This is a genomic window from Pseudomonas sp. NBRC 111131, assembly GCF_001320525.1.
Classification (GTDB): Bacteria; Pseudomonadota; Gammaproteobacteria; order Pseudomonadales; family Pseudomonadaceae; genus Aquipseudomonas; species Aquipseudomonas ceruminis.
On record NZ_BCBH01000027.1, the window covers coordinates 13,702 to 38,258 of the forward strand.

General features: G+C 62.5%; 17 protein-coding genes. 8 read left to right on the forward strand and 9 right to left on the reverse strand.

All coding sequences use genetic code 11. From position 1 onward, the window contains the following. Positions 1-2: 2 nt before the first annotated feature. Positions 3-815, reverse strand: a complete 813-nt coding sequence (locus APH34_RS21005; protein ID WP_054902811.1) for a UDP-2,3-diacylglucosamine diphosphatase — start codon at positions 813-815, stop codon at positions 3-5. Between the two features lie 127 nt (positions 816-942). On the opposite strand from APH34_RS21005, the gene APH34_RS21010 reads away from it, so the two are divergent. Both APH34_RS21010 and APH34_RS21015 read left to right on the forward strand, forming a co-directional pair. After that, complete coding sequence (locus APH34_RS21010; RefSeq protein WP_054902812.1) at positions 943-1,716, forward strand: AraC family transcriptional regulator; 774 nt, start codon at positions 943-945, stop codon at positions 1,714-1,716. Positions 1,717-1,824: 108 nt separating this feature from the next. Beyond that, positions 1,825-2,715, forward strand: coding sequence for a DMT family transporter (locus tag APH34_RS21015; protein ID WP_054902813.1), 891 nt, complete (start codon positions 1,825-1,827; stop codon positions 2,713-2,715). Here the strand turns inward: APH34_RS21015 and APH34_RS21020 are convergent, their stop codons facing one another. Beyond that, complete coding sequence (locus APH34_RS21020) at positions 2,716-2,997, reverse strand: SelT/SelW/SelH family protein (RefSeq protein WP_054902814.1); 282 nt, start codon at positions 2,995-2,997, stop codon at positions 2,716-2,718. It abuts the gene before it with no gap. Between the two features lie 67 nt (positions 2,998-3,064). Here APH34_RS21020 and APH34_RS21025 point away from each other — a divergent pair, with 67 nt between their 5' ends. Further along, complete coding sequence (locus tag APH34_RS21025) at positions 3,065-5,251, forward strand: patatin-like phospholipase family protein (protein WP_054902815.1); 2,187 nt, start codon at positions 3,065-3,067, stop codon at positions 5,249-5,251. Between the two features lie 30 nt (positions 5,252-5,281). Here the strand turns inward: APH34_RS21025 and APH34_RS21030 are convergent, their stop codons facing one another. Together APH34_RS21030 and recQ are read right to left on the reverse strand one after the other, a co-directional pair. After that, a complete protein-coding gene (locus APH34_RS21030) occupies positions 5,282-5,719 on the reverse strand; it encodes a MarR family transcriptional regulator (RefSeq protein ID WP_054902816.1) in 438 nt (145 codons plus the stop codon). 137 nt (positions 5,720-5,856) lie between these two features. After that, on the reverse strand, positions 5,857-8,001 hold the full coding sequence (recQ, locus tag APH34_RS21035) for a DNA helicase RecQ (protein ID WP_054902817.1): 2,145 nt from the start codon (positions 7,999-8,001) through the stop codon (positions 5,857-5,859). A 245-nt stretch (positions 8,002-8,246) separates the two neighbouring features. Between recQ and APH34_RS21040 the strand changes: the two genes are divergently transcribed. Continuing rightward, positions 8,247-8,834: a YecA family protein gene (locus APH34_RS21040; protein ID WP_039602166.1), complete on the forward strand. Its 588-nt coding sequence runs from the start codon at positions 8,247-8,249 to the stop codon at positions 8,832-8,834. Positions 8,835-8,841: 7 nt separating this feature from the next. Then, the gene (locus APH34_RS21045) at positions 8,842-9,207 is read left to right on the forward strand and encodes a YbaN family protein (RefSeq protein WP_054902818.1); all 366 of its coding nucleotides are present in this window, start codon (positions 8,842-8,844) and stop codon (positions 9,205-9,207) included. 96 nt (positions 9,208-9,303) lie between these two features. On the opposite strand, the gene APH34_RS21050 is transcribed toward APH34_RS21045, so the two are convergent. Together APH34_RS21050 and APH34_RS29315 are read right to left on the reverse strand one after the other, a co-directional pair. Continuing rightward, positions 9,304-15,483 (reverse strand): retention module-containing protein, encoded by a 6,180-nt coding sequence (locus APH34_RS21050; RefSeq protein ID WP_054902819.1) that lies wholly within the window; start codon positions 15,481-15,483, stop codon positions 9,304-9,306. 20 nt (positions 15,484-15,503) lie between these two features. Beyond that, entirely contained in the window at positions 15,504-15,752 is a 249-nt protein-coding gene (locus APH34_RS29315; RefSeq protein WP_156358103.1) for a hypothetical protein, read from the reverse strand. A gap of 195 nt (positions 15,753-15,947) precedes the next feature. On the opposite strand from APH34_RS29315, the gene APH34_RS21055 reads away from it, so the two are divergent. From APH34_RS21055 to APH34_RS21065, 3 genes are all read left to right on the forward strand, one after another. Continuing rightward, a complete protein-coding gene (locus APH34_RS21055; RefSeq protein ID WP_054902820.1) occupies positions 15,948-17,321 on the forward strand; it encodes a TolC family outer membrane protein in 1,374 nt (457 codons plus the stop codon). Positions 17,322-17,387: 66 nt separating this feature from the next. Beyond that, the gene (locus APH34_RS21060; RefSeq protein WP_156358105.1) at positions 17,388-19,523 is read left to right on the forward strand and encodes a type I secretion system permease/ATPase; all 2,136 of its coding nucleotides are present in this window, start codon (positions 17,388-17,390) and stop codon (positions 19,521-19,523) included. A gap of 57 nt (positions 19,524-19,580) precedes the next feature. Continuing rightward, positions 19,581-20,936: an HlyD family type I secretion periplasmic adaptor subunit gene (locus APH34_RS21065; protein WP_054902822.1), complete on the forward strand. Its 1,356-nt coding sequence runs from the start codon at positions 19,581-19,583 to the stop codon at positions 20,934-20,936. 116 nt (positions 20,937-21,052) lie between these two features. Here APH34_RS21065 and APH34_RS21070 read toward each other — a convergent pair whose 3' ends face one another. From APH34_RS21070 to APH34_RS21080, 3 genes are all read right to left on the reverse strand, one after another. Then, positions 21,053-21,652, reverse strand: a complete 600-nt coding sequence (locus APH34_RS21070; RefSeq protein ID WP_054902823.1) for a tRNA-uridine aminocarboxypropyltransferase — start codon at positions 21,650-21,652, stop codon at positions 21,053-21,055. Between the two features lie 192 nt (positions 21,653-21,844). After that, positions 21,845-23,410: a PAS domain-containing methyl-accepting chemotaxis protein gene (locus APH34_RS21075; RefSeq protein WP_054902824.1), complete on the reverse strand. Its 1,566-nt coding sequence runs from the start codon at positions 23,408-23,410 to the stop codon at positions 21,845-21,847. A 140-nt stretch (positions 23,411-23,550) separates the two neighbouring features. Next, on the reverse strand, positions 23,551-24,444 hold the full coding sequence (locus tag APH34_RS21080) for a LysR family transcriptional regulator (protein WP_054902825.1): 894 nt from the start codon (positions 24,442-24,444) through the stop codon (positions 23,551-23,553). Between the last annotated feature and the right edge of the window lie 113 nt (positions 24,445-24,557).

The window sequence follows — 24,557 nt, forward strand, 5'->3', positions numbered from 1 at the left end:
CTTCAGGCAGGTTCGCGCAGCGCGGCAGCCTGTTCAGCCTGCCGCGCCTGTACCTCGGCCAACCGGTACAGCTCGATGCTACCGTCCCAATGCTCGATCAATGCCGTGCAAGACTCTACCCAATCACCACAGTTGAGGTAATCCACCTCGCCCACCTTACGGATCTCGGCATGGTGGATATGCCCGCACACCACCCCATGGAAGCCGCGCCGGGTGCACTCGTGGGCAATGGCATCCTCGAAATCGCTGATGAAATTCACCGCGCCCTTGACCTTGTGCTTGAGGTACGCCGACAGCGACCAGTAACCATAGCCGTAGCGAGCGCGCCAATGGTTGAGCCAGCGGTTGAGCACCAGGGTCACTTCGTAGGCGCGGTCGCCAAGAAAGGCCAGCCAGCGGTGGTAGCGGGTGATCACATCGAACTGGTCACCATGGATGACCAACAGCCGCCGGCCATCCGCGGTCAGATGCTCAGCCTCGTCGACCAATTGGATATTGCCCAGGACCAACTTGGAGTAACGCCGCAGGAACTCATCATGGTTGCCGGTGACGTAGATCACCTCGGTGCCGCGCTTGCTCAGGGTGAGCAAGCGGCGAATGACATTGGTGTGGGCTTGTGGCCAGTAGATGCCACTGCGCAGCTTCCAGCCGTCGATGATGTCGCCGACCAGGTAGATGCGGTCGGCCTGGTACCCCTTGAGGAACTGCGACAGGTGTTCGGCCTGACAGTCCCGCGTCCCCAGGTGCACGTCGGATATCCATAAGGTGCGCACACGCTGCTTGCGCGATGGGCGAAAACGTTCGGCATGGGTCATGGGCAGGCTCCAGCGCTGTTTGCTGGAGACTGGCAGGCAGACATGACAGATGGGTGGCAACCATGTGACGAGTGATAGGCCGCCAAGATTGGGGCACAATGGTTACCTGCCCTGCGAGGACACCCCCATGACCGCCGGCCCGATACTTTCGCTGCGCCACTATCGCGACGACCTGATCGCCCACAGCCACGAGCACCCACAATTGGTGTTCGGCCTGCGTGGCCGCCTGGATTTCGAAGTGCAGGGCCACGGCGCACGGGTCGACCGCCAGGGTCTGGTGGTGGTGCCGGCCGGCACCCATCATACCTGCGGCAGCGACACCGGCAGCCACTGCCTGGTGCTCGATGTGCCGAGCGAGCGTTGGTTACGTGAGCAACTCGGCGAGCATGCCGACGCCAGCCGCCGCCTGCTGGCGCGCCCGGGCGCACTGGAGCTGGACAGCCGCCAGCAGCAACTGGTGGATTGGCTGGCAGCCAGCCCGGTGGACGACCCGTTGATCGCCCGTCAGGGTGCGGTGTTGTTGCTGGCCAGCCTCAACCCGGCAGCTTCGGCCAGCGTAACGCCCAGCCATCGCCTGCCCTATGCCGCCTTCGACCGGCATATCGAACAGCACGCCGCCCACCCCTTGCAGGTTGCCGACCTGGCGCGCATCGCCGGGCTGTCGAGTGCCCGGCTGCATGCGCGGTTTTCCGCTGAAACTGGCATGACGCCGATGGATTACATCCGCCAGCGGCGCCTGCTCAAGGCGCGGCAGCTGGTCACGCAGACGTTGCTGCCGATGGGCGAAATTGCTGCGCAGGTGGGGTATGAATCGCAGAGTGCATTTTCGGCGGCGATGCTGCGGGCGTTTGGCTGTACGCCGATGGCGTTGCGGCGAGAGCCTGGCGACAAAGAACGCTAGGTGGGCGACAGATTGTGTCTGTCTGAGTCCTTACGCTATGGCGTGACTGGCCTATTCGCGCAGCAAGCCCGCGAAGAGGACTGACAACCCCTCTGCTCAAGGACCACCATGAACCACCGCACAGCCCTAGGCGCCCTGCACATCGGCGCGCTGCTCTTCGGCCTGACCGGCATTTTCGGCAAGCTGGCCGCCAGTGCCAGCCCAGCCATCATTGTCTTTGGTCGCGCCGCCTTCGCCGTACTCGCCCTGGCCCTGTTCGCCAGCACCGTAGGTCCAGGCTGGCAGCGCCTGAGCGGCCGCGACATACGGCGCCTGCTACTCGGCGGCGTACTGCTGGCCGGCCACTGGGGCAGTTTTTTCATCGCCGTCAAGGTGGGCGGGGTGGCCATCGCCACCCTGGGTTTCGCCAGCTTTCCGGCCTTTACCGTGATCCTCGAAGGGGTACTACTGCGCGAACGCATCCGCCGCAACGAAGGGGTACTGGTGCTGTTGGTGAGCATCGGCCTGGTACTGGTGACACCGTCATTCGACCTTGCCAGCGAAGCTACCGGCGGCCTGCTCTGGTCACTGCTTTCCGGCTTGCTGTTCTCGCTGCTGTCGCTGACCAACCGCGCAGGCTCCGGCCGCTTGCCCGCCGTACAGGCAGCGCTGTGGCAGAACCTGGTGGTGGTTCTGTGCGCACTGCCGATCGCCGCGTCCGGCCTGGGCACCGTTGCGCCCCTGGACTGGCTGTGGATCGCCCTGCTTGGCGTTTTCTGCACCGGGGTCGCTCACAGCCTGTTCGTCGCCAGCCTGGCGGTGATCAAGGCACGCACCGCCGCCGTGGTGTTCGCCATGGAGCCGATCTACGGCATCGCCATGGCCTGGGTGGTGTTTGCAGAAACCCCCACCCCGCGCATGCTGCTGGGCGGCGTGCTGATCATCTTTGCCATCGTGCTGTCCAGCCGCCTCGAGGCTGCGCAAGCACCCAAACAACGCGCCCTGGCTGACAGTGCCTGATCAACGATCGTTGTGACCCAGGTCGCGCTGGGGGTCGATCTGGTCACGCACCCGCTGCTTGAGCACCTTGGCTTCAGGGAAGCCACCGTCAGCCTTACGCTCCCAGATCTGCACACCATTGCAGGTAATGCGGAACACCCCGCCGGTACCGGGCTCCAGCGCGACGCGGCCAAGGTCGTCGGAGAACGTGCTAAGCAGCTCCTGCGCCAGCCAGGCGGCACGCAGCAGCCACTGGCACTGCGTGCAATATGTGATGACGATTTCCGGCTTGCTGTTGGCCATGGTGGCGCATCTCCAGTTGAGGGGATGCTTATACTAGCGGTCTTTAGCCCTTGGTTTGAGACTCACGATGCGCCGCCTGCTGTTCTGCCTTTTGCTGACGCTCACCTCTTTCACCTTGCTCGCCGCCGAACCGGCCCACCCCAAGGTCGGCCTGGTGCTCTCCGGCGGGGCCGCCCGTGGCCTGGCCCACATCGGCGTGCTCAAGGCCCTTGAGGAACAGGGTGTGCGTATCGACGCCATTGCCGGCACCAGCATGGGCGCCGTGGTGGGCGGGCTGTATGCGTCCGGCTACAGCGTCGAGGAACTGGAGAAACTCGCCACCACCCTGGATTGGCAGCAGGCGCTGTCCGATGCCCCGCCGCGCAAGGATGTGCCCTTCAGGCGCAAGCAGGATGACCGCGACTTTCTGGTCAAGCAGAAACTGAGCTTTCGCGACGATGGCAGCCTTGGCCTGCCACTGGGGGTGATCCAGGGGCAAAACCTGGCATTGTTGCTGGAAAGCAAACTGGCGCACACCGCCGACACCCGCGACTTCGACAAGTTGCCGATCCCCTTTCGCGCCGTGGCCACCGACATTGCCAGTGGTGAAAAGGTGGTATTCCGCCGCGGCCACCTGCCTCAGGTGATCCGTGCCAGTATGTCGATCCCAGCTGTGTTTGCGCCGGTCGAGCTGGATGGCCGCCTGTTGGTGGACGGCGGTATGGTCGACAACATTCCGTTGGACGTGGCCCGGGAGATGGGCGTTGACCTGGCCATCGTCGTCGATATCGGTACCCCGCTACGCGATCGCAAGCAACTGGTTACCGTGGTGGACGTGCTCAACCAGTCGATCACCCTGATGACCCGGCGCAACTCCGAAGAACAACTGGCTAGCCTGCGCCACGACGACATCCTCATCCAGCCACAGCTGGCCGCTTTCGGCGTGACCGACTTTGGCCGCGCCCATGACATGATCGAAGCGGGCTACCGTGCCACCGGCCTGCTCGCCCCGCGCCTGGCGGCATTGCGCCGGCCCGAGGGTGACGTGAGCCTGGCCGTGGCCCGCTCACCCCGCCAGCGCACGCCTGTGATCACCGCGATCAAGGTGGAGAACCAGTCCAAGGTCAGCGACGATGTGATCCGCTACTACATCCGCCAGCCCATTGGCGAGCCACTGGAACTGGACCGCCTGCAGACCGACATGGGTACTCTGTATGGCCTGGACTACTTCGACGGCGTGCAGTACCGCGTGGTGCACAAGGGCGAGGATAATACGCTGGTGATCAACGCCCGCGGCAAAAGCGGTGGTACCGACTACCTGCGCCTGGGGCTGAACCTGTCGGACGACCTGCGGGGCGACAGCGCCTTCAACCTGGGCGCCAGCTACCGAGTCAACGGTATCAACCGCCTGGGGGCAGAATGGCTGACACGGGCCCAGATCGGCGACCAGCAGGAGCTCTACAGCGAATTCTATCAACCGCTCGACGTCGGCTCACGCTACTTCATCGCGCCCTACCTTGACCTGGGCTCGCAGAATATCGAGGCAACCCTGGATAACGATCCGATTGCCGAATACCGCTTGGAACGTTACGGCTTCGGCCTCAACATCGGCCGCCAGATCGGCACCTATGGCGAGGTGCGCCTGGGCGCGGGCAAAGCATGGGGCGAGGCGCAGGTACGCATCGGCGATCAGGACCTGCCCAAAGTCAGCTTCAACGAAGGCTTCTATGAGCTGAAATACTCGTTCGACACCCTCGACAACGTGTACTTCCCGCACAGTGGTGAGGACATCGGCCTGACCCTGCGCAAGTACGACAAGTCGCTGGACTCAGATACCGATTATCGACAATGGTTATTGAATGTGGACAAGGCATTGAGCAGCGGCCCCAACACCCTGGTGCTGGGCGGGCGTTATGGGCGCACCCTGGACAAGACCGAGGTGGTGACGTCGAGCTTTGTCATGGGTGGGGCGCGGGAGCTGTCGGGCTTCCGCCAGGACTCGCTGTCGGGGCAGAACGTGAGCCTGTTGCGCATGGTTTACTACCGCCGCCTGACACCACGCTCCTACCTGCCGCTGGATTTCCCGCTGTACATCGGCGGCTCGCTGGAACGTGGCAGGGCCTGGAACAACGACAATGAGTTCGACAGTGGCTACATCAATGCGGCAAGCATCTTCCTGGGGTTGGACACGCCATTGGGGCCGCTGAACCTGAGCTACGGGGCCAACAGCGCGCATGAGCAGGCGGTGTACCTGAACCTTGGAAATACCTTCTGAATGAAAGGGGCTGGGTTGCAGCCCCTATTTTCAGGATTTTTCGAGGTTGGCGAGAATCTTCTCATGCACTCGCATGCACACTTCCAGGTCCGCCTCATCCACCCCGGTAAACAGCTCCAGCCGCAGGGCATTGGCGATGGTCTCGATCTGGTCGATCAGGGGTTTGGCTGGCGGGCACAGCACAATCTTCTTCGCCCGCCGGTCCTCCATCACCGCCTGGCGACGTACCAGGCCCTGGCTTTCCAGGCTGTCCAGCAACCGCGCCAGGGTCGGCCCCTCAACCCCGACGCTCTGTGCCAGCTCGCGCTGGGTCGGCGCTTCGTCGAAACGTGCCAGGTGCAACAACACCAGCCAGCGCGCCTGGGACAAGTTGAGCCCGGCCAGGCGTCGGTCCAGCTCGGCACGCCAGCCACGGGACATCTGTGCCAGCTGCATACCGAAGCGGTGTTGGTTGTCGGTCAGGGGCATAAGCAACTCATTAACTAGAACTAATTATTAGCCAGCTAACCATGACCCGGGCCATCAGGCAAGGCTGCGCGCTGTGGAACAGCTGAAAATCGTCAAAAGGGATGACAACGATCAGCGGATGCCGGAAATATCCCCGATCAGAGTTCGAACTCCGCCGCCAGTGCTGCCCGCATACAATACAGCACACCCTCCGGCACCCGGCCCGCGAACAAGGGCGCAATCGCCGAGACGGGCGGCAACTCCCCTTCGCCATCGAGGAAGGCGTCCTGTACTTCCATCATCAGGTCTTCAGGCAGGTCCAGCGCCTGCTCCAGGCTCAGTTCCTGGCGGCCAATAGCCTCGGCGAGCAGGCTGTAGACGTTCTTTTCGCTGCAGTTGAGCTGGCCGGCAATCTGTGCCGGGGTCATACCGGCGCGGGCCAGGCTGACCAGCTCATGACGCAGGTCGAGTACCACCTTGGGCGCTTCTTCCGTGCCACCAGCGCCATTGAGCACTTCGAGGAAAGCCTGGCCGTAGCGCTCCAGTTTGCGTGCGCCCACGCCGCTGACCTGGCCCATGTCGCTGAGGCTGGTCGGCTGACTGCGCAGCATCTCCAGCAGGGTGGAGTCAGGGAAAATGACATAAGGCGGCACGCTGTGCTCCTCGGCCAGCTTGCGCCGCAGGGTGCGCAGCGCTTCCCACAGCTCGCGTTCCTCGGCGCGCACCAGCTGGCTGGCCGGGCTGCCGCCGCTGGAGGACGTCTTGGCCACAGTCTGGGGCTTGAGGTCACGGCGCAATTGCAAGGGCACCTCGCCCCGCAACAGAGGGCGGCAACTGTCGGACAGACGCAGGCCACCGTAGCCTTCAAGGTCGATGTCCACCAGGCCGCGGGCCACCAACTGGCGGAACAATGAACGCCACTCGGCCTCGGCCAACCCCTTGCCTACACCGAACACCGAAAGCTTTTCGTGGCCGAAATTACGCACCTTCTCCGTGTCCTTGCCCAGCAACACGTCGATCAGGTGGCCTACGCCATAGCGCTGGCCAGTACGGAACACCGCCGACAGTGCCTGGCGCGCAGGCTCGGTGGCGTCCCAGGTCTGAATCTGGTCTACACAATTGTCACAATGCCCACAGGGTTGCTCGAGCACTTCATCGAAGTAGGCCAGCAGCGATTGGCGGCGGCAACGGGTCTCTTCGCACAGCGCCAGCATGGCGTCGAGCTTGTGCTGCTCGACGCGCTTGTGGCGCTCGTCGCCCTCGGAGTTCTGCAGCATCTGCTTGAGCATCACCATGTCCTGCAGACCATAGGCCATCCAGGCGTCAGATGGCAGGCCATCCCGGCCGGCACGGCCAGTCTCCTGGTAATAGGCCTCAAGCGACTTAGGCAGGTCGAGGTGGGCGACGAAGCGCACGTTGGGCTTGTCGATGCCCATGCCGAACGCGATGGTGGCGACCATGATCAGCCCTTCCTCATTGAGGAAACGGTGCTGGTTGGCGGCACGCGTCTCGGCAGCCAGGCCTGCATGGTACGGCAATGCCGGAAAGCCTTGTTCGCAAAGGAACGCAGCCGTTTCGTCAACCTTCTTGCGCGACAGGCAGTAGACAATACCGGCATTGCCCCGGCGCTCGCCGAGGAAGGCCATCAACTGCTTGCGCGGCGACTCCTTGGGCACGATGCGGTAGAAGATGTTCGGCCGGTCGAAGCTCGACAGGAAACGCTCGGCCCCCTGCAGGTGCAAACGCTGGACGATCTCCTCGCGGGTACGCATGTCGGCGGTGGCGGTCAGGGCGATGCGCGGCACATGGGGGAACAGTTCGGCCAACTGGCCCAACTGCAGGTATTCCGGGCGGAAATCGTGCCCCCATTGCGACACGCAGTGGGCCTCATCGATGGCGAACAGGGCGATGTCCAGCCCACGCAGAAAATCCAGCATGCGCGGCTGCACCAGGCGCTCTGGCGCCAGGTAAAGCATCTTCACCTCGCCACGGCGCAGGCGCCCGGCCAGGTCACGCTGCTGCTCGGCACTGAGCGTGGAGTTCAACGCTGCGGCAGCCACCCCGAGTTCATCGAGCGTGGCGACCTGGTCGTCCATCAGCGCGATCAGCGGTGACACGACCACTGTCAGGCCCGGGCGCAGCAGCCCCGGCACCTGAAAGCACAGCGACTTGCCGCCACCGGTAGGCATCAGCACCAGGGCATCGCCACCACTGGCCACGCATTCGATGATCGCTGCCTGGCGCCCTCGGAAACTGTCGTAGCCGAAGATATCCTTGAGAACGCGCTGAGCCTGTTCGAGCATGTGCAACTCCACAAATCGCCGTACCATCCTGGACACAGGCTGGACGAAAAACCCGCTCCGCACACGCCAAATGCGTAAGCGGCTTTTGCCAGATGGCAGGGGGAATCCTGCCCTGGGTGAAAATCGCGGAGTATACCCCAGCACCGCCCTGCGCAGGATGCCCCGGTGACAGACGTTCCCTTTGCCCCGCCGTCGCCGCAAGGTGCTAGAATTCATTATCGTTTATTCCCCAAGGTAGCCCTGTAATGTCCTTCGCCGAGCAACTGACCCGCCTGCAAGCCTTCCTCGACGCCGACGAGCTGCACGAAGAAGCGCTGGACTACGTCGCCGCCCACGGCTACCTGACCGCGCTGTCGATCTGCTCGGAAGACGTTCCCGAGCGCGAATGGATCGACGCGTTGTTCGCCGAAGAGCCCCATTACGCCAGCGATGCCCAGCGCACCGAAATCGAGGCCACCTTGGTGGCGCTCAAGGGGCACATCGCCCGTCAACTGGCCAGCGACGAAGAATTCGACCTGCCTTGCGAGCTGGACCTGACCGACGAGCCGGACGATTCCGACCTGCGCGGCTGGTGCATCGGCTTCATGGAAGGCGTGTTCCTGCGCGAGGAAGCCTGGTTCGAAAACGCCGAAGAAGAAGTCAGCGAGATGTTGCTGCCCATCATGGTCGGCTCCGGCCTGTTCGACGAACAACCTGAGTTCGCCGACATCGCCAGCAACGCCAACCTGCAGGACGACATGATCGTGCAGATCCCTGAGGCGCTGAGCGCTTTGTTCCTGCTGCTGCACGCACCCGACGAGAAGCCGGCGCTGCTCAAGCCACGCCACCACTGAGTCGGCTGTGCGCTACCTGCTGCTGGCCATCGGCTGGCTCAGCGTTGCGCTGGGGGTGCTGGGGATCTTCCTGCCGGTATTGCCCACCACCCCGTTCCTGCTGCTGGCGGCTGCCTGTTTCGCCCGCAGCTCGCCACGCTTTTACCACTGGCTGGTCACCCACCCCAAGCTAGGGCCGTGGATCCGCGACTACCTGAACGGCGAAGGCATCCCGCTGAAGGGCAAGGTCTACGCCATCGGGCTGATGTGGGCGAGCATTGGCCTATCCTGTTACCTGGTGCCTCTGTTCTGGGCACGGGTCTTCATGCTGACCAGTGCGGTGTTGGTGAGCCTGTATATTCTCAAGCAGAAAACCTTGCGCAAACCCGGTTGAGCGCGCGGCCAACAACTGATTTGGCAGGGACCGGCAAGGCCGGTGCGGTATGCCGCAGGTCAGCTGCGCAGCCAGCCCCACTTGTAGCCGAACGTCTTACACCGTATCCACCTTCAGCGAATGATCATCGAGCATCCCGTTGATGATGGTGGCTGTGTCATGCCCTGCCGATACCACACCACCCGCCCCGGCGGTTACCCCGTAATGCTGGGCCAGGTCGACGCCGGCCAGGTCGATTGTCTGGGTCGGCGCCGCTCCCGCCACACTGCTGACCTCGATGGTCGAAACCACATTGGCGCCAGTGCCGTTGACCTTGAAATGCAGGTAGTCATCCAGTGAGGAGGCGGTGGCATGCTCGCCCTGCAGCAGTTGCGACAAATCGAGCTTGTCACTGCCAGGGGTGAAGTCGGTGACCGTGTCATGGCCACTGTCACCTTTCTGCCAGATGAAAATGTCGTTGCCATTGCCCCCGGTCAAGCTGTCGTCGCCGACCCCTCCGATAAGGGTGTCATTGCCATCCCCCCCCTTGAGCACGTCGTTACCACCCCCGCCAATGAGGACATTGTCGCCATTGTTGCCGATCAAAATATCGCCATAGTCGGAGCCAACCAGGTTATGAATGCCATTGAAGCTTTCCAGGCCCGCACTTCCAGTGTCTTGTGCCCCGTCATGGCTCAGGTCAATCGTGACTCCCTCCTTGGCCAAGGCATAGTTGGCGGTAGCACTCGCCTCGACACCAGCGGGCGCATGGCCTACCAGCGAGGTGACGCCCATTGCGCCGACGGGGCTGATCGCGGCAGGGTCAACGCCTGCGCCAGCATGCACGCCGGCGTCCGGCGCCCTGGCGTAGTCAAGGACCATGCTCAGTTGGTAGCTCTCGCCGCCTTTGCTCGCAGCGACCGGGTCACTCACCTGAATGCTGTACACCCCATCATGGCTGGCAGTAAAACTGTCGCCTGCGGCAATGGCCTGATAGGTGCCACCCGCCTCTTTCCACGCCAGCGCCAGGCTGGCATCGTGATGGGCCTGGTTCAGTTGCAAGGTTTCGCCTGTGCGCAAACTGATGTTGATCACCTCGTCGGCGTTGCCTTGGGCATTGGCCGCACCGCTCGCCCCCAGATACCCGAGCACTACCAGCGCAGCGGTCATGCTGCTGGCATCCAAGGTGAATGCACCGCGATCGACAAACCGTTGCTCAAGGCCCCGGCCATATCCATCACCACATTCGGATATCGAATTGTCATGCACATTGACGGTAATGGTTGTGGTGCTTTCGTCACCGTCGCCATCGCGAATGGTATAGACGAACCTATCGACCGCATCCCTCGGCGCAACTACGTCGGGGTCGGAGTGGTAAACCGCATTACCCTGGACATCCAGGGTCAGGTAGCCATACTGACCGAACACTTTGCTGCCCAGTTGGCCAATGGCTGAGGTAGACGTGTCATGGCCGGCGCGCACACCCACCACATAGCCACAATCGCTCGGCACATCGGCACCGATCACATCATTGAGCAGTACATTGCCCCGTACCACATCACCCTTGCCAACACTCACATAGTCACAGTGTGCCTGCGGGACATCGTCGACGATGGTGATGGTTACGGTGCTGGTGGTCCAGTTACCCACCGTATCCTCGACCCGATAGGTGAACGATTCAGTGACGGTGTTGGCACCATCATTGGCATGGGTCGGCGAATTCGCGGGGGAAGTCAGGGTATACGTGTAGGAGCCATCCGCGTTCAGATGAATCTGGCCATACTGGCCTACCGCATTGCCCACCAAGGTATAGGTCAGTGCTCCCACGCCACCTGCGACCTGGCCAACCAGGCTGCCGATCGCGGTTTCTCGGGGCGAGGTAGGATCGCTGCCGGTGACGGTGCCTGCCGCCAGGTCGTTGCCATCCTTGATCAGGTCCAGGGCGCTCTCGTAGACCTTGACCCCTCCGTCTCCACAGGGCTCCAACGAGTGGGTGTGCACGTTGATGGTAAGGGTGGTAGTGCTCTCGTCGCCATCGGCATCACGGATGGTGTAGACGAATGTCTCGAGCGCATCACGAGGGGCCACGGCATCGGGGTTTGAGTGGTACTCGGCGTTGCCATAGGCATCGATGGTCAGGTAGCCGTACTGCCCATGCACCTGCGTGTTCAGTTGGCCAATGGCCGAGGTTGAAGTATCGCTGCCGGCGCGAACGCCGACCACGTATTGGCCATCGCCCCGAGTATCAGCACCGACCACGTCATTGAGCATCACGTTGCCGCGTACCACGTCGCCCTTGCCGACACTGACGTAATCACTGTTCGCGGTCGGCACGTCATCCACAATGCTGATGACGATGGTGCTGGTGGTCGAATTACCCAGTGAATCGCGCACCTGATAGGTGAAGGTTTCAGTGACCGTGTTGGCACCATCATTGGCATGCGTTGGCGAGTTTGCCGGTGAAGTCAGGGTGTAGGTGTAGGAGCCATCCGCGTTCAGCTGGATCTGGCCGTACTGCCCTACGGCATTCCCTACCAAGGTGTAGGTCAACGCACCGACACCGCCGCTGGTCGAACCAACCAACGTGCCAGACGCCGTTTCCAGGGTCGAACCGGGATCGCTGCCGGTGACAGTGCCTGCCGCCAGGTCGTTGCCGTCCTTGATCAGATCCAGCGCCTTCTCGTACACCGTGACGTCATGGTCCGCACAGGCGATCAGGCCGTTGTGCACGTTGATGGTAATGGTCGTCGTGCTCTCGTCGCCATCGGCGTCGCGGATGGTGTAGACGAACGTTTCAAGCGCATCCCTGGGCGAAGCGATGGTCGGGTCGGAGTGGTATTCGGCGTTGCCAAAGGCATCGATGGTCAGGTAGCCGTACTGCCCATGCACGTGGGTGTTCAACTGACCAATGGCCGAGGTCGAGGTATCGCTGCCGGCACGCACGCCGACCACGTATTGGCCATCGCTACGGGTATCAGCACCGACCACGTCATTGAGCATCACGTTGCCGCGTACCACGTCGCCCTTGCCGACACTGACGTAATCACTGTTCGCGGTCGGCACATCGTCCACAATGCTGATGACGATGGTGCTGGTGGTCGAATTACCCAGTGAATCGCGCACCTGATAGGTGAAGGTTTCAGTGACCGTGTTGGCACCATCATTGGCATGCGTTGGCGAGTTTGCCGGTGAAGTCAGGGTGTAGGTGTAGGAGCCATCCGCGTTCAGCTGGATCTGGCCGTACTGCCCCACCGCGCTGCCAACCAGGCTGAACGTCAGCGCACCGACACCGCCGCTGGCTGAGCCAACCAACGTGCCAGACGCCGTTTCCAGGGTCGAACCTGGATCGCTGCCGGTGACAGTGCCGGCCGCCAGGTCGTTGCCGTCCTTGATCAGGTCCAGCGCCTTCTCGTACACCGTGACGTCATGGTCCGCACAGGCGATCAGGCCGTTGTGCACGTTGATGGTAATGGTCGTCGTGCTCTCGTCGCCATCGGCGTCGCGGATGGTGTAGACGAACGTTTCAAGCGCATCCCTGGGCGAAGCGATGGTCGGGTCGGAGTGGTATTCGGCGTTGCCAAAGGCATCGATGGTCAGGTAGCCGTACTGCCCATGTACCTGGGTGTTCAACTGGCCAATGGCCGAGGTCGAGGTATCGCTGCCGGCGCGAACGCCGACCACGTATTGGCCATCGCTACGGGTATCAGCACCGACCACGTCATTGAGCATCACGTTGCCACGCACCACGTCGCCCTTGGCCACACTGACGTAATCACTGTTAGCCGTCGGCACATCGTCGACAATGCTGATGACGATGGTGCTGGTGGTCGAATTGCCCAGTGAATCCCCCACCTGGTAGGTGAAGGTCTCCGTTACTGTGTTGGCGCCATCGTTGGTATGAATTGGCGAGTTCGCCGGTGAAGTCAGTGTGTAGGTATAAGAGCCATCCGCGTTCAGCTGGATCTGACCGTACTGGCCCACCGCGCTGCCAACCAGGCTGAACGTCAGCGCACCGACGCCGCCGCTGGCTGAGCCAACCAACGTGCCAGACGCCGTTTCCAGGGTCGAACCTGGATCGCTGCCGGTGACAGTGCCGGCCGCCAGGTCGTTGCCGTCCTTGATCAGGTCCAGCGCCTTCTCGTACACCGTGACGTCATGGTCCGCACAGGCGATCAGGCCGTTGTGCACGTTGATGGTAATGGTCGTAGTGCTTTCATCGCCATCGGCGTCGCGAATGGTGTAGACGAACGTTTCCAGCGCATCCCTGGGCGAAGCGATGGTCGGGTCGGAGTGGTATTCGGCGTTGCCAAAGGCATCGATGGTCAGGTAGCCGTACTGCCCATGTACCTGGGTGTTCAACTGGCCAATGGCCGAGGTCGAGGTATCGCTGCCGGCACGCACGCCGACCACGTATTGGCCATCACCCCGAGTATCTGCACCGACCACGTCATTGAGCATCACGTTGCCACGCACCACGTCGCCCTTGGCCACGCTGACGTAATCACTGTTCGCCGTCGGCACGTCGTCGACGATATTCACATCCAGGCTGCCCGTGGCGGTGCTGCCATCGACATCCTTGGCAATTACCTGGAAATGCTCGCTGATACTGTTACTACCCTGGCCGGAAGGGTGGCTTTCGTTGCCCACCAGGGTGTAGCTGTAGCTCACCACGCCAGTGGCGGGGTCATAACCTGTGATCGTCAACGTGTTGCCTTGGGCAGTGACAATCGACTGCGCAAAGCCTGCCGCAACGCCTGCGCTGATCACGCTGATGCCGCCCACGGTCAGGCTCTGCAAACCGTCTGGCGCGGTAACCTTGAACGTACCTTGCTGGGTCAGGGCGCTTGCATCTGGTGCGCTGCCATCGTGCAGGTGTTTCTCGTGAAGCGTCAGTTCGCCGCCCTGTGCATCCAGGCCGTCAAGCGTCACCGGGTCGTCGAGGTTGCTGATGTTCAGGGTCAACGTCGCGCTGCTGGTGTCGCCGTCGGCGTCCTTGATCGTGTAGGTGAAACTTTCCACTCCATGGCCGCCACCGCCCAGGTTCTTGAAGCCCAGGCCGCCGGTGTTGAGGGTATAGGTATACGAGCCGTCAGCCGCCAGGATCAAGGTGCCGTAGGTACCAACAAACGTACCGGCTATCACCGGGCCGCCCGGAACGCGGTCGGCACCTTGCACGTCATTGCTCAGTACATTGCCGGTCAATTCGGTGCGTAGCTCCGTGGCGCTGAACGGATGGCTGTCATCCACCGCTGTCGGTACATCATCACGGATGCTGATCTGCAGCGTCCCTTGCGCCGTATCACCGTCGGTGTCGCTGACGAACACCGGGAAGTGCTCGCTCAGCGAATTGGTCCCTGCACCCTCGGCATGCTGTTCGGCACCGGTCAGGGTATAGCTGTAGCTCACCACGCCCGTTGCCGGGTCGTAGCCGGTGATTGTCAGGATATTGCCCAGCGCGGTAGTGATCGATTGGCCTACGCCGGTCACCACGCCGGCGGTCACCACACTGATGCCGCCCAGGGTGAGATTGAACACACCGTCCGGCGCCACAACGGTAAAGCTGCCGTGCTGGGTCAGGGCCGCTGGATTGCTGGCAGACCCCAGCGGCAGATTGGCTTCATCCAGGCCAGGGTCGCCAGGGTTGAGCTCAAGCCCGCGCAGTTGAACGGGATGGTTCTCATCAGTAGGCGTCAACGGGGGGTTAGGCTCGCCGGGAGGATTGGGCTGGCCGGGTGGCAAACCACCGTCGGTGCCGCCACCACTGTCGCCAGCGCGCAGGGCGCGCCCATTGCCCAAATCCCCGACATAGCGATTGGCAAGCTCCGGGGTGCCATTGAACCCGGCAGTCGGAAACCCCACTACCGGGTCGACCCGCGCCGCCACTTCGGTCAGCATCACAACACTGTGGCCACCGCCCAACGCCCCCGGCGCAGCAGCGCCGTCGGGGCCGGCTGCGGGTGCTTCGCTGGTTTCACTTGGGTCGGCACCCGCGGCAATCGCTTGCTGAATACGCTCCACATCGGTGAGCTGTGCCGCACTTGGGGAGGCGTCCTGGGAATGTACCGGGTGCGCGTGATGGGTCAGCAGGTCCGCGGTCATCTGCCGGATGCTGTCGCGCCCCAGCGTAAGTTCGCCGCCACTTTGCAAGCGCACCGCCACCGCACCAGCGGCGCCTGTCTCAAGCTGCTCGCCTGCGAACAAGCGGTCCCCTTCGATCAACGGGCGACGACTGCCGTCGCTGCCCAGGGCGAATACCTCACCGACCACCTTGCTGACCACACCGACTAACTTAGCCATGAGCGCACGCCTCCCCTTCCCTATTTGGCTACATCAGCCAACGACATGGCGGTGGAGTCAAAGGCTTCGAGTCCGAGTGTCTCAACGGTGAGAATCGTTCTCCAAGGTCTGCTTTGGCGATAGTCATGGACTAATTGGCCATCATTCAATGCCAATTTTTTGTCGCCAAATTCCGCTTTGACCCTTCCATCCTGCGTTTTTAGCTGCAAATAATCTGGAACTTCGTGCAGGCCTTGAAAAACGTGACCTGCAGCCGGTTGCAAATTCATCTGGAAGAAACAATGTCTCGGATTTGTTAGACCGCATAAGTTTTTTTTCGCATAAAACTTATGAAGAAATCTTCTTAGCTGGCGCGCCAAATGTTCTTAGCTCTGTTGTTACAAACTTGAAACGGTTTGAACGACAAAAAAACGTCAGTTTTTTGGCATTAGCAGGACATTTTCAAGACCAGGGAGAAGCAGTCCATGCGCGTTTTTAACCCCATCACCAGTGCAATCCTGTTGGCCATGGCGTGCGCCAACGTTCAGGCGATGTCGCTCAACGAGGCAGTTCAGAGCGCCATGGACTATCACCCGCAAATCAGCTCCAACCGCAACAGCAAGCTGGCAGCTGACGAAGATGTTAATTTCGCCCGTGGCGGGTATTACCCGAGCGTCGACCTGGTGGCCGGATACGGCAGGCAGCGTTCGGACAACGTCAACACCCGTGGCTTCAATGCTGACGGCACACGCAACCACAACAAGGAAAGCCTCAACTACACCCAGTCGGAACTGCGCCTTCGGCAAATGATCTTCGACGGCTTCAACACCGCCAACGAAGTGGGACGTACCCAGGCAGTCGCCACCTCGCGCGCCTATTACACCCAGGCCGTGGCTCAGGATGTCGCCCTGCGCGCCGTCGAGGTCTACCTCGACGTGCTCAAGCGCCGCGAACTGGTGACCTTGGCCAAGAACAACCTGCAGGCGCACCTGCGCGTCAACGACCAGATAGGCCTGCGCAGCGAGCGTGGCGTGGGTAGCACCGCCGACCTTGACCAGTCCCGCGCCCGCCGGGCCCTGGCAGAAAACAACCTGGACACTGCCGAGGTCGACCTGGCCGATGCCGAGGCCAATTTCTACAGCGTGGTCGGTCGCCTGCCGGACGAACTGGAAGGCCCGCAATCGATCAAGGTACAGATGCCTGGCACCCTCGACGAGGCGCGCGAAGGCATGCGCCAGAACAACCCGTACCTGAAGTCCGCCCAAGCCGACGTCAATGCCGCCGAGCAACAGTACGAAGTCGCCAAATCGCCCTTCTACCCTCGCCTGGATGCAGTACTGGCCACCGGCGCCAACAACAACCTGGCCGGTGAGAAAGGCCACAGCAACAACGACTGGCAGGCCGGCGTCGAGCTCAGCTACAACCTGTTCCGCGGCGGCAGCGACAAGGCTCGCCTGCAGTCGGACGCACACAAGATCAACCAGGCCCTGGACATTCGCAACAACGCCCTGCGTGAGCTGACCGAAAACCTCAGCCTGGCCTGGAACGCCATGAACAACGCACGCAAGCAGACTCCGACCGCCCGCGAATACGCCGAGACCACCCAGCGCGTGCGCGCCGCATACCAGGACCAGTTCGGTCTTGGCCAGCGCACGCTGCTTGATCTGCTCGACAGCGAAAACGAGCTGTACAACGCCAACCGTCGCTATACCGAAGTGCGTTACACCGAGGAGTACTCGATGTACCGCGTGCTGGCGACCATGGGCGAGCTGTTGAGCAAGCAGCGTATTTCGCTGCCACCGGAAGCCCTCGCCAATAACGACGTGCGCACCGAAGCCAGGTTACCCGACATGCGCTGAGCCAGGCGCTCAGCGCCAGGCAGCACCACCCATTCACCGTGGCGGGAGTAGTCCATCGTGACCAGTATGCAAAGCGCGCAACCGCGCCCCGATATCGATGACCCGCTGCTCGATGGCTTGCTGATCCTGTGTCGCCTGCATGGCCGGCCGGCCAGCCGCGCCAGCCTGAGCAGCGGCCTGCCCCTGCTGCAACAGCGCCTGGGGCCTGATTTGCTGCCACGGGCCGCGGCCCGCGCCGGCTTGCAAGGCCGCGTGTTGCAACGAGCACTGGGGGACATCTCGCCGTTGAACCTGCCGGTGCTGCTGTTACTCGACAATGGCCGCAGCGCCGTCCTGCAACGTTGGGGGGATGATGGCCGGGCGCTTATTCTGCCTTGCGAGGCCCAAGGAGGTGAGCAATGGGTCGAGCGCGAAACGCTCGAACGGGCGTACACCGGCCAGGCCTTGTTCGCCCGCCCGCGCCATACGCTGGAAGCGCTGCGCTCGCCGCTGCTGCCACGGGTCGAAGCGTGGTTCCGTGACACCGTGCGCCATTCCCGCTGGTTGTATGGCGACGCCTTGCTGGCCAGCCTGCTGATCAACCTGCTGGGCCTGATGGTGCCGCTGTTCGTCATGCAGACCTACGACCGTGTGGTGCCCAACCAGGCCTTGTCGACCTTGTGGGTGCTGGTCGCCGGCCTGTTCATCGGCACGGCCTTCGAGCTGGTGCTGCGCATGGTACGCGCCCATCTGCTGGATCAAGCTGGCAAGAAGACCGACCTGATCCTTTCTGCCACCCTGTTCGAGCGCATCACCGGCATGGCCATGAAAGCCAAGCCAGCCTCCATCGGTGGCTTCGCGCAAAGTATCCACGACTTCCAGGGACTGCGTGAATTCCTCACTGCGGTGACCTTGACCAGCATCATCGACCTGCCATTCGTCGCCCTGATGCTGCTGGTGATCGGCCTGCTCGGCGGCTGGTTGGTGTTGATCCCGCTCATCGCCTTCCCACTGGCGGTCGGCTTCGCCCTGATCATCCAGGCACGCCTGCGCGACACCGTGCAAAAAAGCCTCAGCCTCGGCGCGGTCCGCCAGGCGTTGCTGATTGAAACCCTTGGCGGTCTGGAGACCCTCAAAGCCTGCGGGGCCGAGAGCGAACGGCAATACCAGTGGGAGCACACCAACGGCGCCATGGCGCGCCTCGATGCCCATGCCCGCAACCTGTCGTCGCTGGCCAGCAACGGCACCTTGTTCATCCAGCAGTTCTGCGGGATGGCCACCATCGTAGCCGGGGTGTACAGCATCATTGCCGGCAACCTCAGCGTCGGCGCCCTGGTCGCCAGCTACATGCTCGGCAGCCGGGTCCTCGCGCCGCTCGGCCAGATCGCCGGGTTGATCACCCGCTACCAGCAGGCGCAACTGACCATGCGCAGCACCGACGCACTGATGGCCCTGCCGCAAGAGCGCCTGGCCGAGCAGCAGGCCCTGGAGCATACCCCTCTCAAAGGCGGCCTGACCCTCAGCCATGTCACCTTCCGCTACCCCGCGCAGGCGGCCCCTGCTCTGCAGGATGTGAACCTGGTGATCAAACCTGGCGAGCGCATCGGCATCATCGGTCGCAGTGGTTCGGGCAAGAGCACCTTGGGGCGCCTGTTGATGGGATTCCATCATCCTGACGAGGGCCAGGTACTGCTGGACAACCTCGACCTGCGCCAACTGGACATCGCCGACCTGCGCAGCCAGCTTGGCTACGTCGCCCATGACCTGCCGCTGCTGGCCGGCAGCCTGCGCGACAACCTGACCCTCGGCGCCCGACACGTCAGCGATACACGTATGCTCGAAGTGGCCGAGCTGACCGGCGTCAGCGAACTGGCCAGGCAACACCCGCACGGTTTCGACCGCCCGGTAGGCGAACGCGGCCAGCTGCTCTCTGGCGGCCAGCGTCAGGCCGTGCTGTTGGCCCGCGCACTGCTGCTGGAGCCGCCGATGTTGATCCTCGACGAACCCACCAGCCACATGGACAACAGCAGCGAAGAGCAACTGCGCCAGCGCTTGCTGAACTGGGTGCCGGGCAAGACCCTGCTGCTGGTCACCCATCGCACCTCGATGCTCAGCCTGGTGGACCGGTTGCTGGTCCTGGACAACGGCAAAGTGGTCGCCGACGGGCCGAAGGATGCGGTCATCGACGCCCTGCGCAAGGGCCGCATCGGGGCGGCGTTGTAGGGAAGCACTTGAAATGCACAGCCTAAATTACGGCACGAACCCTGTGGGAGTTAGGCCATGACCACAAGCCACAGCGTACGCAGTCCCCATAGCGGCTCCGCCAGGCACACCGAGCGCGACTACATGCCGGAGCTGGCCAGCGCCACCTTGCAAGACTCCCCTCGTCTGTCACGCCTGACCGTCTGGCTGGCGGCGGCGTTGCTGCTGGTGGCCCTGGTATGGGCCAGCCTGGCGGTGCTCGACGAGGTGACCGTGGGCGAAGGCAAGGCGATCCCGTCAAGCAAAGTGCAGGTGGTGCAGAACCTCGAAGGGGGCATCGTCACTGAAATCTTGGTGCGCGAGGGGCAGATGGTGGAAAAAGGTGCAACGCTGCTGCGCCTGGACGATACCCGGTTCAAATCCAACAAAGGTGAAAGCGAAGCCGATCGCTATGCGCTGACCGCCCAGGTCGAGCGCCTGGCAGCCGAAGCCGAAGGGCGGCCTTTCGTGCTGTCGGACGAAGTCCGCGCCAAGGCCCCTCAGGTAGCCGAAGACGAGCTGTCGCTTTACGGTTCACGTCAGCGTCGCCTGGCCAGTGAAAAGCAAACGCTCAATGAGCAACTGCGGCAAAAAACCCAGGAGCTGGCCGAATTCCGCTCCAAGGTCGAGCAGTACCGCTCGGCCGTGGGCCTGCTGCAGCAGGAGCTGGATATGTCGGCACCGCTGGTGAGCAAAGGCGCCATCTCCCCGGTGGAAATCCTGCGCCTCAAGCAGCGCACGGTCGAAGCCCGCGGCCAGCTCAACGCCACCACCCTGGCCATCCCCCGCGCCGAGGCGGCTGTGGCGGAGATCAGAAGCAAGATTCAGGAGTCCGACGCCAGCTTCCGCTCCGACGCGGCCAAGGAGCTCAACGACAAACGCACGGAACTCTCAAAGATCACCGCCACCAGCATCGCCATCGACGATCGGGTCAACCGCACCACGGTGGTGTCGCCGGTGCGCGGCATCGTCAAGCTGCTCAAGGTCAACACCATCGGCGGCGTGGTGCAGCCGGGCAGTGACCTGGTGGAGATCGTGCCGATCGAGGACAACCTGCTGATCGAGGCCAAGGTGCGGCCACAGGACGTGGCGTTCCTGCACCCGGGGCAGCCGGCGATGGTGAAGTTCAGTGCGTATGACTACACCATCTATGGCGGGTTGAAGGCCAAGCTTGAGTTGATCAGTGCCGATACGGTGACAGACGAAAAAGGCAATGCCTTTTACCTGATTCAGGTGCGCACCGAGAAGAACCACCTGGGTGGGGATAACAAGCCGCTGCTGATCATTCCGGGGATGGTGGCCACGGTGGACATCATCACCGGGCAGAAGAGTGTGCTGGATTACCTGCTCAAGCCGGTGCTCAAGGCCCGGACCGAAGCACTGCGCGAGCGCTGAAGGGGCATCTGCAGCTCTATCGCCGGCAAGCCGGCTGCCAGAAGTCCCACCGTTGTTCGCGAGCGCGGCGCCGTAGCTTTGGCGTGGGTTTGAGGCCGAAAGAGGCCTACCGTCCCTTAGCCTTGACCGTGATTACGTTCGAACGTCTCAACCCCCATGGCCCTGATCTGCCCCTCGATCAATGCCTCGAACGGCCGCAGCAACGCATCGAAACACGCTGGCTGTTCCAGCACATTCAATGCCTGCACCACCGCCTCGAGGGTCGACACCGCCCCCGGCTCAGGCGCCTTGCGCAAGCGGTAGCGTGAGGGTGCCAGCTGCGCCAGCGTCACCCTGGGCAGCGCCTCGAGCAGCGGGTTGAGGTACAGCAACTTGCGCGCCTTGCGCCAGGTGCCGTCGGGAACGATCAGCAGCAAGGGTTCGTCGTCCGCTGCGCCGTAGTGTGTCAGCACCTGGGCTTCGTCGCCGGGGAACAGCAACGCGGGCCGGTAGCCTGGGGTCTGCAACAACTCGCCAAGGTCTTCGAACACTTCGCCAATACGCAACTCGGCATTGACCAGGCCAAGGGCAGCCAGGCGTGCGGTATTCAGGGCGTGTGAGGTTTCACTGGGGTGCTGCAGCAGGACCACGCGGGTGCGGCTGGCGAGCGAGGGGATCAGTGGGCAAAGGCAGTGATCGAGCGGGCGCTGGCAACGCTCGCAGCGGGGTCTGGGCATGGGGTTCTCCTTGGCCGGGGAGTTTGCCATAGGGTTGGCGAGCGCGGGGAGCGTGTGGGTGCTTGTCGGTGATTTGATGGCGCCTGTGGGATCGAGCGCCGCCCGCGCGGCGCTTCGCGGGGCAAGCCCGCTCCCACAGGTGTTTCGCTTCGCGGGGCAAGCCCGCTCCCACAGGTGTTTCGTCAGCGCCCATCAGCGGTTGAACCGCTGCGCCAAACTATGCAGATACTCGGCCATGCGCTCCAGGTCCTGGCTGATTTCAGCCCCCTGCTTGGCTTGCCCCGCCGTCTCGTCGCACAGGTGGGCGATGCGCACGATCTGCTGGTTGATGTCCTCGGCCACATGGCTCTGCTGCTCCGATGCGGTCGCCATCTGCTGGCTCATGCCGGTGATCCGGCTGACCGCCTGGGCAATCCCGGCCAGGGCCGCCTGCACCGCCTCGACACGCTGCACACTGTCCCGGGAGATCTGTTCGCCACGGGTTGCCGTGCTCACCGCCCGCTCAGCGCCTGCGTGCAGGGAGGCTATGATCTGGTGAATCTCTTCGGTGGAGGAACGTGTGCGCTGTGCCAGTGAGCGCACCTCATCGGCCACCACCGCAAAGCCTCTGCCCTGCTCCCCTGCCCGCGCCGCTTCGATCGCAGCATTGAGTGCCAACAGATTGGTCTGCTCAGCAATCGAAGTGATGGTGTCGACCACGCTACCGATCGACTGGGTCTGCTCGGCCAGGGCATTGACCGCCTGGCCAATATCGCTGACGGCCTCGCTCATGCTGTCCATCGCCTTCAGGCTCTGCTGCGCCAGCGCACTGCCCTGCTGGGCAAGCTGGTCGGCATCGCCGGCGGCATGGGCGGTGCTCTGCACGTTATGGGTGACCTCTTGAATGGTCGCGGCCATTTGCGCAATGGCCGTGGCCGACTGTTCGGTTTCGCTGCGCTGGCGATCGAGCATCTGCGCCTGGGCGCCAGACAGCTCGGCGGACTGTGCAGCCCGCGACTTGACCCCGACACCGGCGTCGACCAACCGCGTCAACGCCGTTTGCAAGCGCGCCTCCTCGCTGATGATCGCCAGGTCAAGCTGGCCACGCAGGCCCGGATTGTCACTGTAAGTCAGCGCCACCAGCGGGCTGGTGAAGGCCTTGGGATGCTCGCCCAGGGTACGGCGGATTGCCTGACTTTGACGCTTTTCGATCAGGTACCACGCCACCAGCAGGCTGGCCATCAGCGTGCCCAGAGCCGCATAAGGTGGCAACCCAAGATAGCCGGCGGCCGACAGCACGCCAGCGCCGATCAATGGCCACCCCTGGCTCAGACCATGCGCCAGGCGCGCGGCCCAAGGCACGGCCGAGCGCCCGGCACGCAAACGCCGGTAGAGTGCTTCGGCACGGCGGATCTGCTCACGGGTTGGCACCGAACGCACCGACTCATAGCCACTGATACGGCCATTTTCGTAAATCGCCGTGACGTAGGCACTGACCCAGTAGAAGTCGCCATTCTTGGCACGGTTCTTCACCACACCCATCCAAGGTTTGCCCTGCTTGATGGTGTCCCACATGTGGCCGAACACGGCAGGTGGCATATCCGGGTGGCGCACCAGGTTGTGGGTCTGGCCAATCAACTCGTCGTAGGTGAATCCGCTGATCGCCACAAATGCATCATTGCAATAGGTGATGCGGCTGTTGAGGTCCGTGGTGGAGATCAGGCGCTGCTCGCTGGAGAAGGTTCTCTCGTGCTCAGTGACGGGCATATTCAGGCGCATCTTGGGCAATCCTTTGCTTGTCTGGATGAAGGGAAAATCACCAAAACAAGTAGAGGTTTAGCAGAGCTCCATGCGCAAAGCGGGTGAGCTTCTGTGGGAAAACTGCCCATCCCGACAAAATGGGCGAAACGCCCTGTGTTTCATCCCACGTTGAGTTGGCTTTTAAGCAAGTCCCGGAAAGTCTGGATCAGCGGCTCGCGGCTGCGACCACGGCGAATGATCAACGAAAATGGCGCCTGATAGCCGAAAGTAGCCGGAGAAAGCACCCGCAGATCGCCCTTGTCGACCCAGGCCTGGGCATAGTGTTCGGGCAGGTAACCGATGTAGGCGCCTGACAAAATCAGTATCAATTGCGCCTCCATACTCTCCACCGTCGCCGCACTGTGCTTGAAGCCATGCCGGGCCAGCTCCGCCTGGCTCCAGTAACCCCGCCCGACCATGCGCTGCTGGGTCACCACAGGTTCCGGAATACGCCGCTCGGCATACAACGGGTGACGGCTGCTGCAATACAGCCAATGCTGTTCACGGTACAGCGGTTGATACAACAGGCCACTCATGCGCGAAGAAAACGCACCGATCGCCAAGTCCAGGCGGTTGTCCTGCACACCCAGTTGCAACTCATAAGGGCTCGATACCGACAGGTGCAAATGCACTGCTGGGTGTTCCTGGCTGTAGGCGCCAATGGCCTCAGCCAATGGCAACGCCCGGTCGCCGACCGTGGAATCGATTACCCCAAGGTTGAGCGTGCCACGCAATTCGCCCTTGAGCGCAGCGGCGTATTGTTCGAAACCATCCAGCTCGGCAAGCAGCCGCAAGGTTTCCTGGTGAAACAACTCGCCCTTGCTGGTCAGGCTGAAACCGCCGCGCCCTCGATGGCACAACACGATACCCAGCGCACCTTCGAGTTGGCTCATGTAGGTACTGATGGCGGACGTCGACAGATTGAGCTCACGCTGGGCATTGGCGAAGCCCTGGTGGCGCACCACGCTGACGAAGATGCGCAGCAGTTTCAGGTCGGGCAAGGTCGAGGCCATGGTGCAACGGTTCCGCAGTGTTATTTGCGCGCAGTCTAACCGCTCCGCGTTGGTTAGTTCAGAAAATCCTGAAGTAAGTATTTGCCGGTAGCGATTTTTCCCACGCACTACCT

Coding starts and splice junctions, on each gene's coding strand:
- APH34_RS21080 (WP_054902825.1), bottom strand. CDS start 24,444: ATGGCCTCGACCTTGCCCGACCTGAAACTGCTGCGCATCTTCGTCAGC.
- APH34_RS21010 (WP_054902812.1), top strand. CDS start 943: ATGACCGCCGGCCCGATACTTTCGCTGCGCCACTATCGCGACGACCTG.
- APH34_RS21070 (WP_054902823.1), bottom strand. CDS start 21,652: ATGCCCAGACCCCGCTGCGAGCGTTGCCAGCGCCCGCTCGATCACTGC.
- recQ (WP_054902817.1), bottom strand. CDS start 8,001: ATGCTCGAACAGGCTCAGCGCGTTCTCAAGGATATCTTCGGCTACGAC.
- APH34_RS21050 (WP_054902819.1), bottom strand. CDS start 15,483: ATGGCTAAGTTAGTCGGTGTGGTCAGCAAGGTGGTCGGTGAGGTATTC.
- APH34_RS21015 (WP_054902813.1), top strand. CDS start 1,825: ATGAACCACCGCACAGCCCTAGGCGCCCTGCACATCGGCGCGCTGCTC.
- APH34_RS21060 (WP_156358105.1), top strand. CDS start 17,388: ATGCAAAGCGCGCAACCGCGCCCCGATATCGATGACCCGCTGCTCGAT.
- APH34_RS21065 (WP_054902822.1), top strand. CDS start 19,581: ATGACCACAAGCCACAGCGTACGCAGTCCCCATAGCGGCTCCGCCAGG.
- APH34_RS21030 (WP_054902816.1), bottom strand. CDS start 5,719: ATGCCCCTGACCGACAACCAACACCGCTTCGGTATGCAGCTGGCACAG.
- APH34_RS21025 (WP_054902815.1), top strand. CDS start 3,065: ATGCGCCGCCTGCTGTTCTGCCTTTTGCTGACGCTCACCTCTTTCACC.
- APH34_RS21020 (WP_054902814.1), bottom strand. CDS start 2,997: ATGGCCAACAGCAAGCCGGAAATCGTCATCACATATTGCACGCAGTGC.
- APH34_RS29315 (WP_156358103.1), bottom strand. CDS start 15,752: ATGAATTTGCAACCGGCTGCAGGTCACGTTTTTCAAGGCCTGCACGAA.
- APH34_RS21040 (WP_039602166.1), top strand. CDS start 8,247: ATGTCCTTCGCCGAGCAACTGACCCGCCTGCAAGCCTTCCTCGACGCC.
- APH34_RS21005 (WP_054902811.1), bottom strand. CDS start 815: ATGACCCATGCCGAACGTTTTCGCCCATCGCGCAAGCAGCGTGTGCGC.
- APH34_RS21075 (WP_054902824.1), bottom strand. CDS start 23,410: ATGCGCCTGAATATGCCCGTCACTGAGCACGAGAGAACCTTCTCCAGC.
- APH34_RS21055 (WP_054902820.1), top strand. CDS start 15,948: ATGCGCGTTTTTAACCCCATCACCAGTGCAATCCTGTTGGCCATGGCG.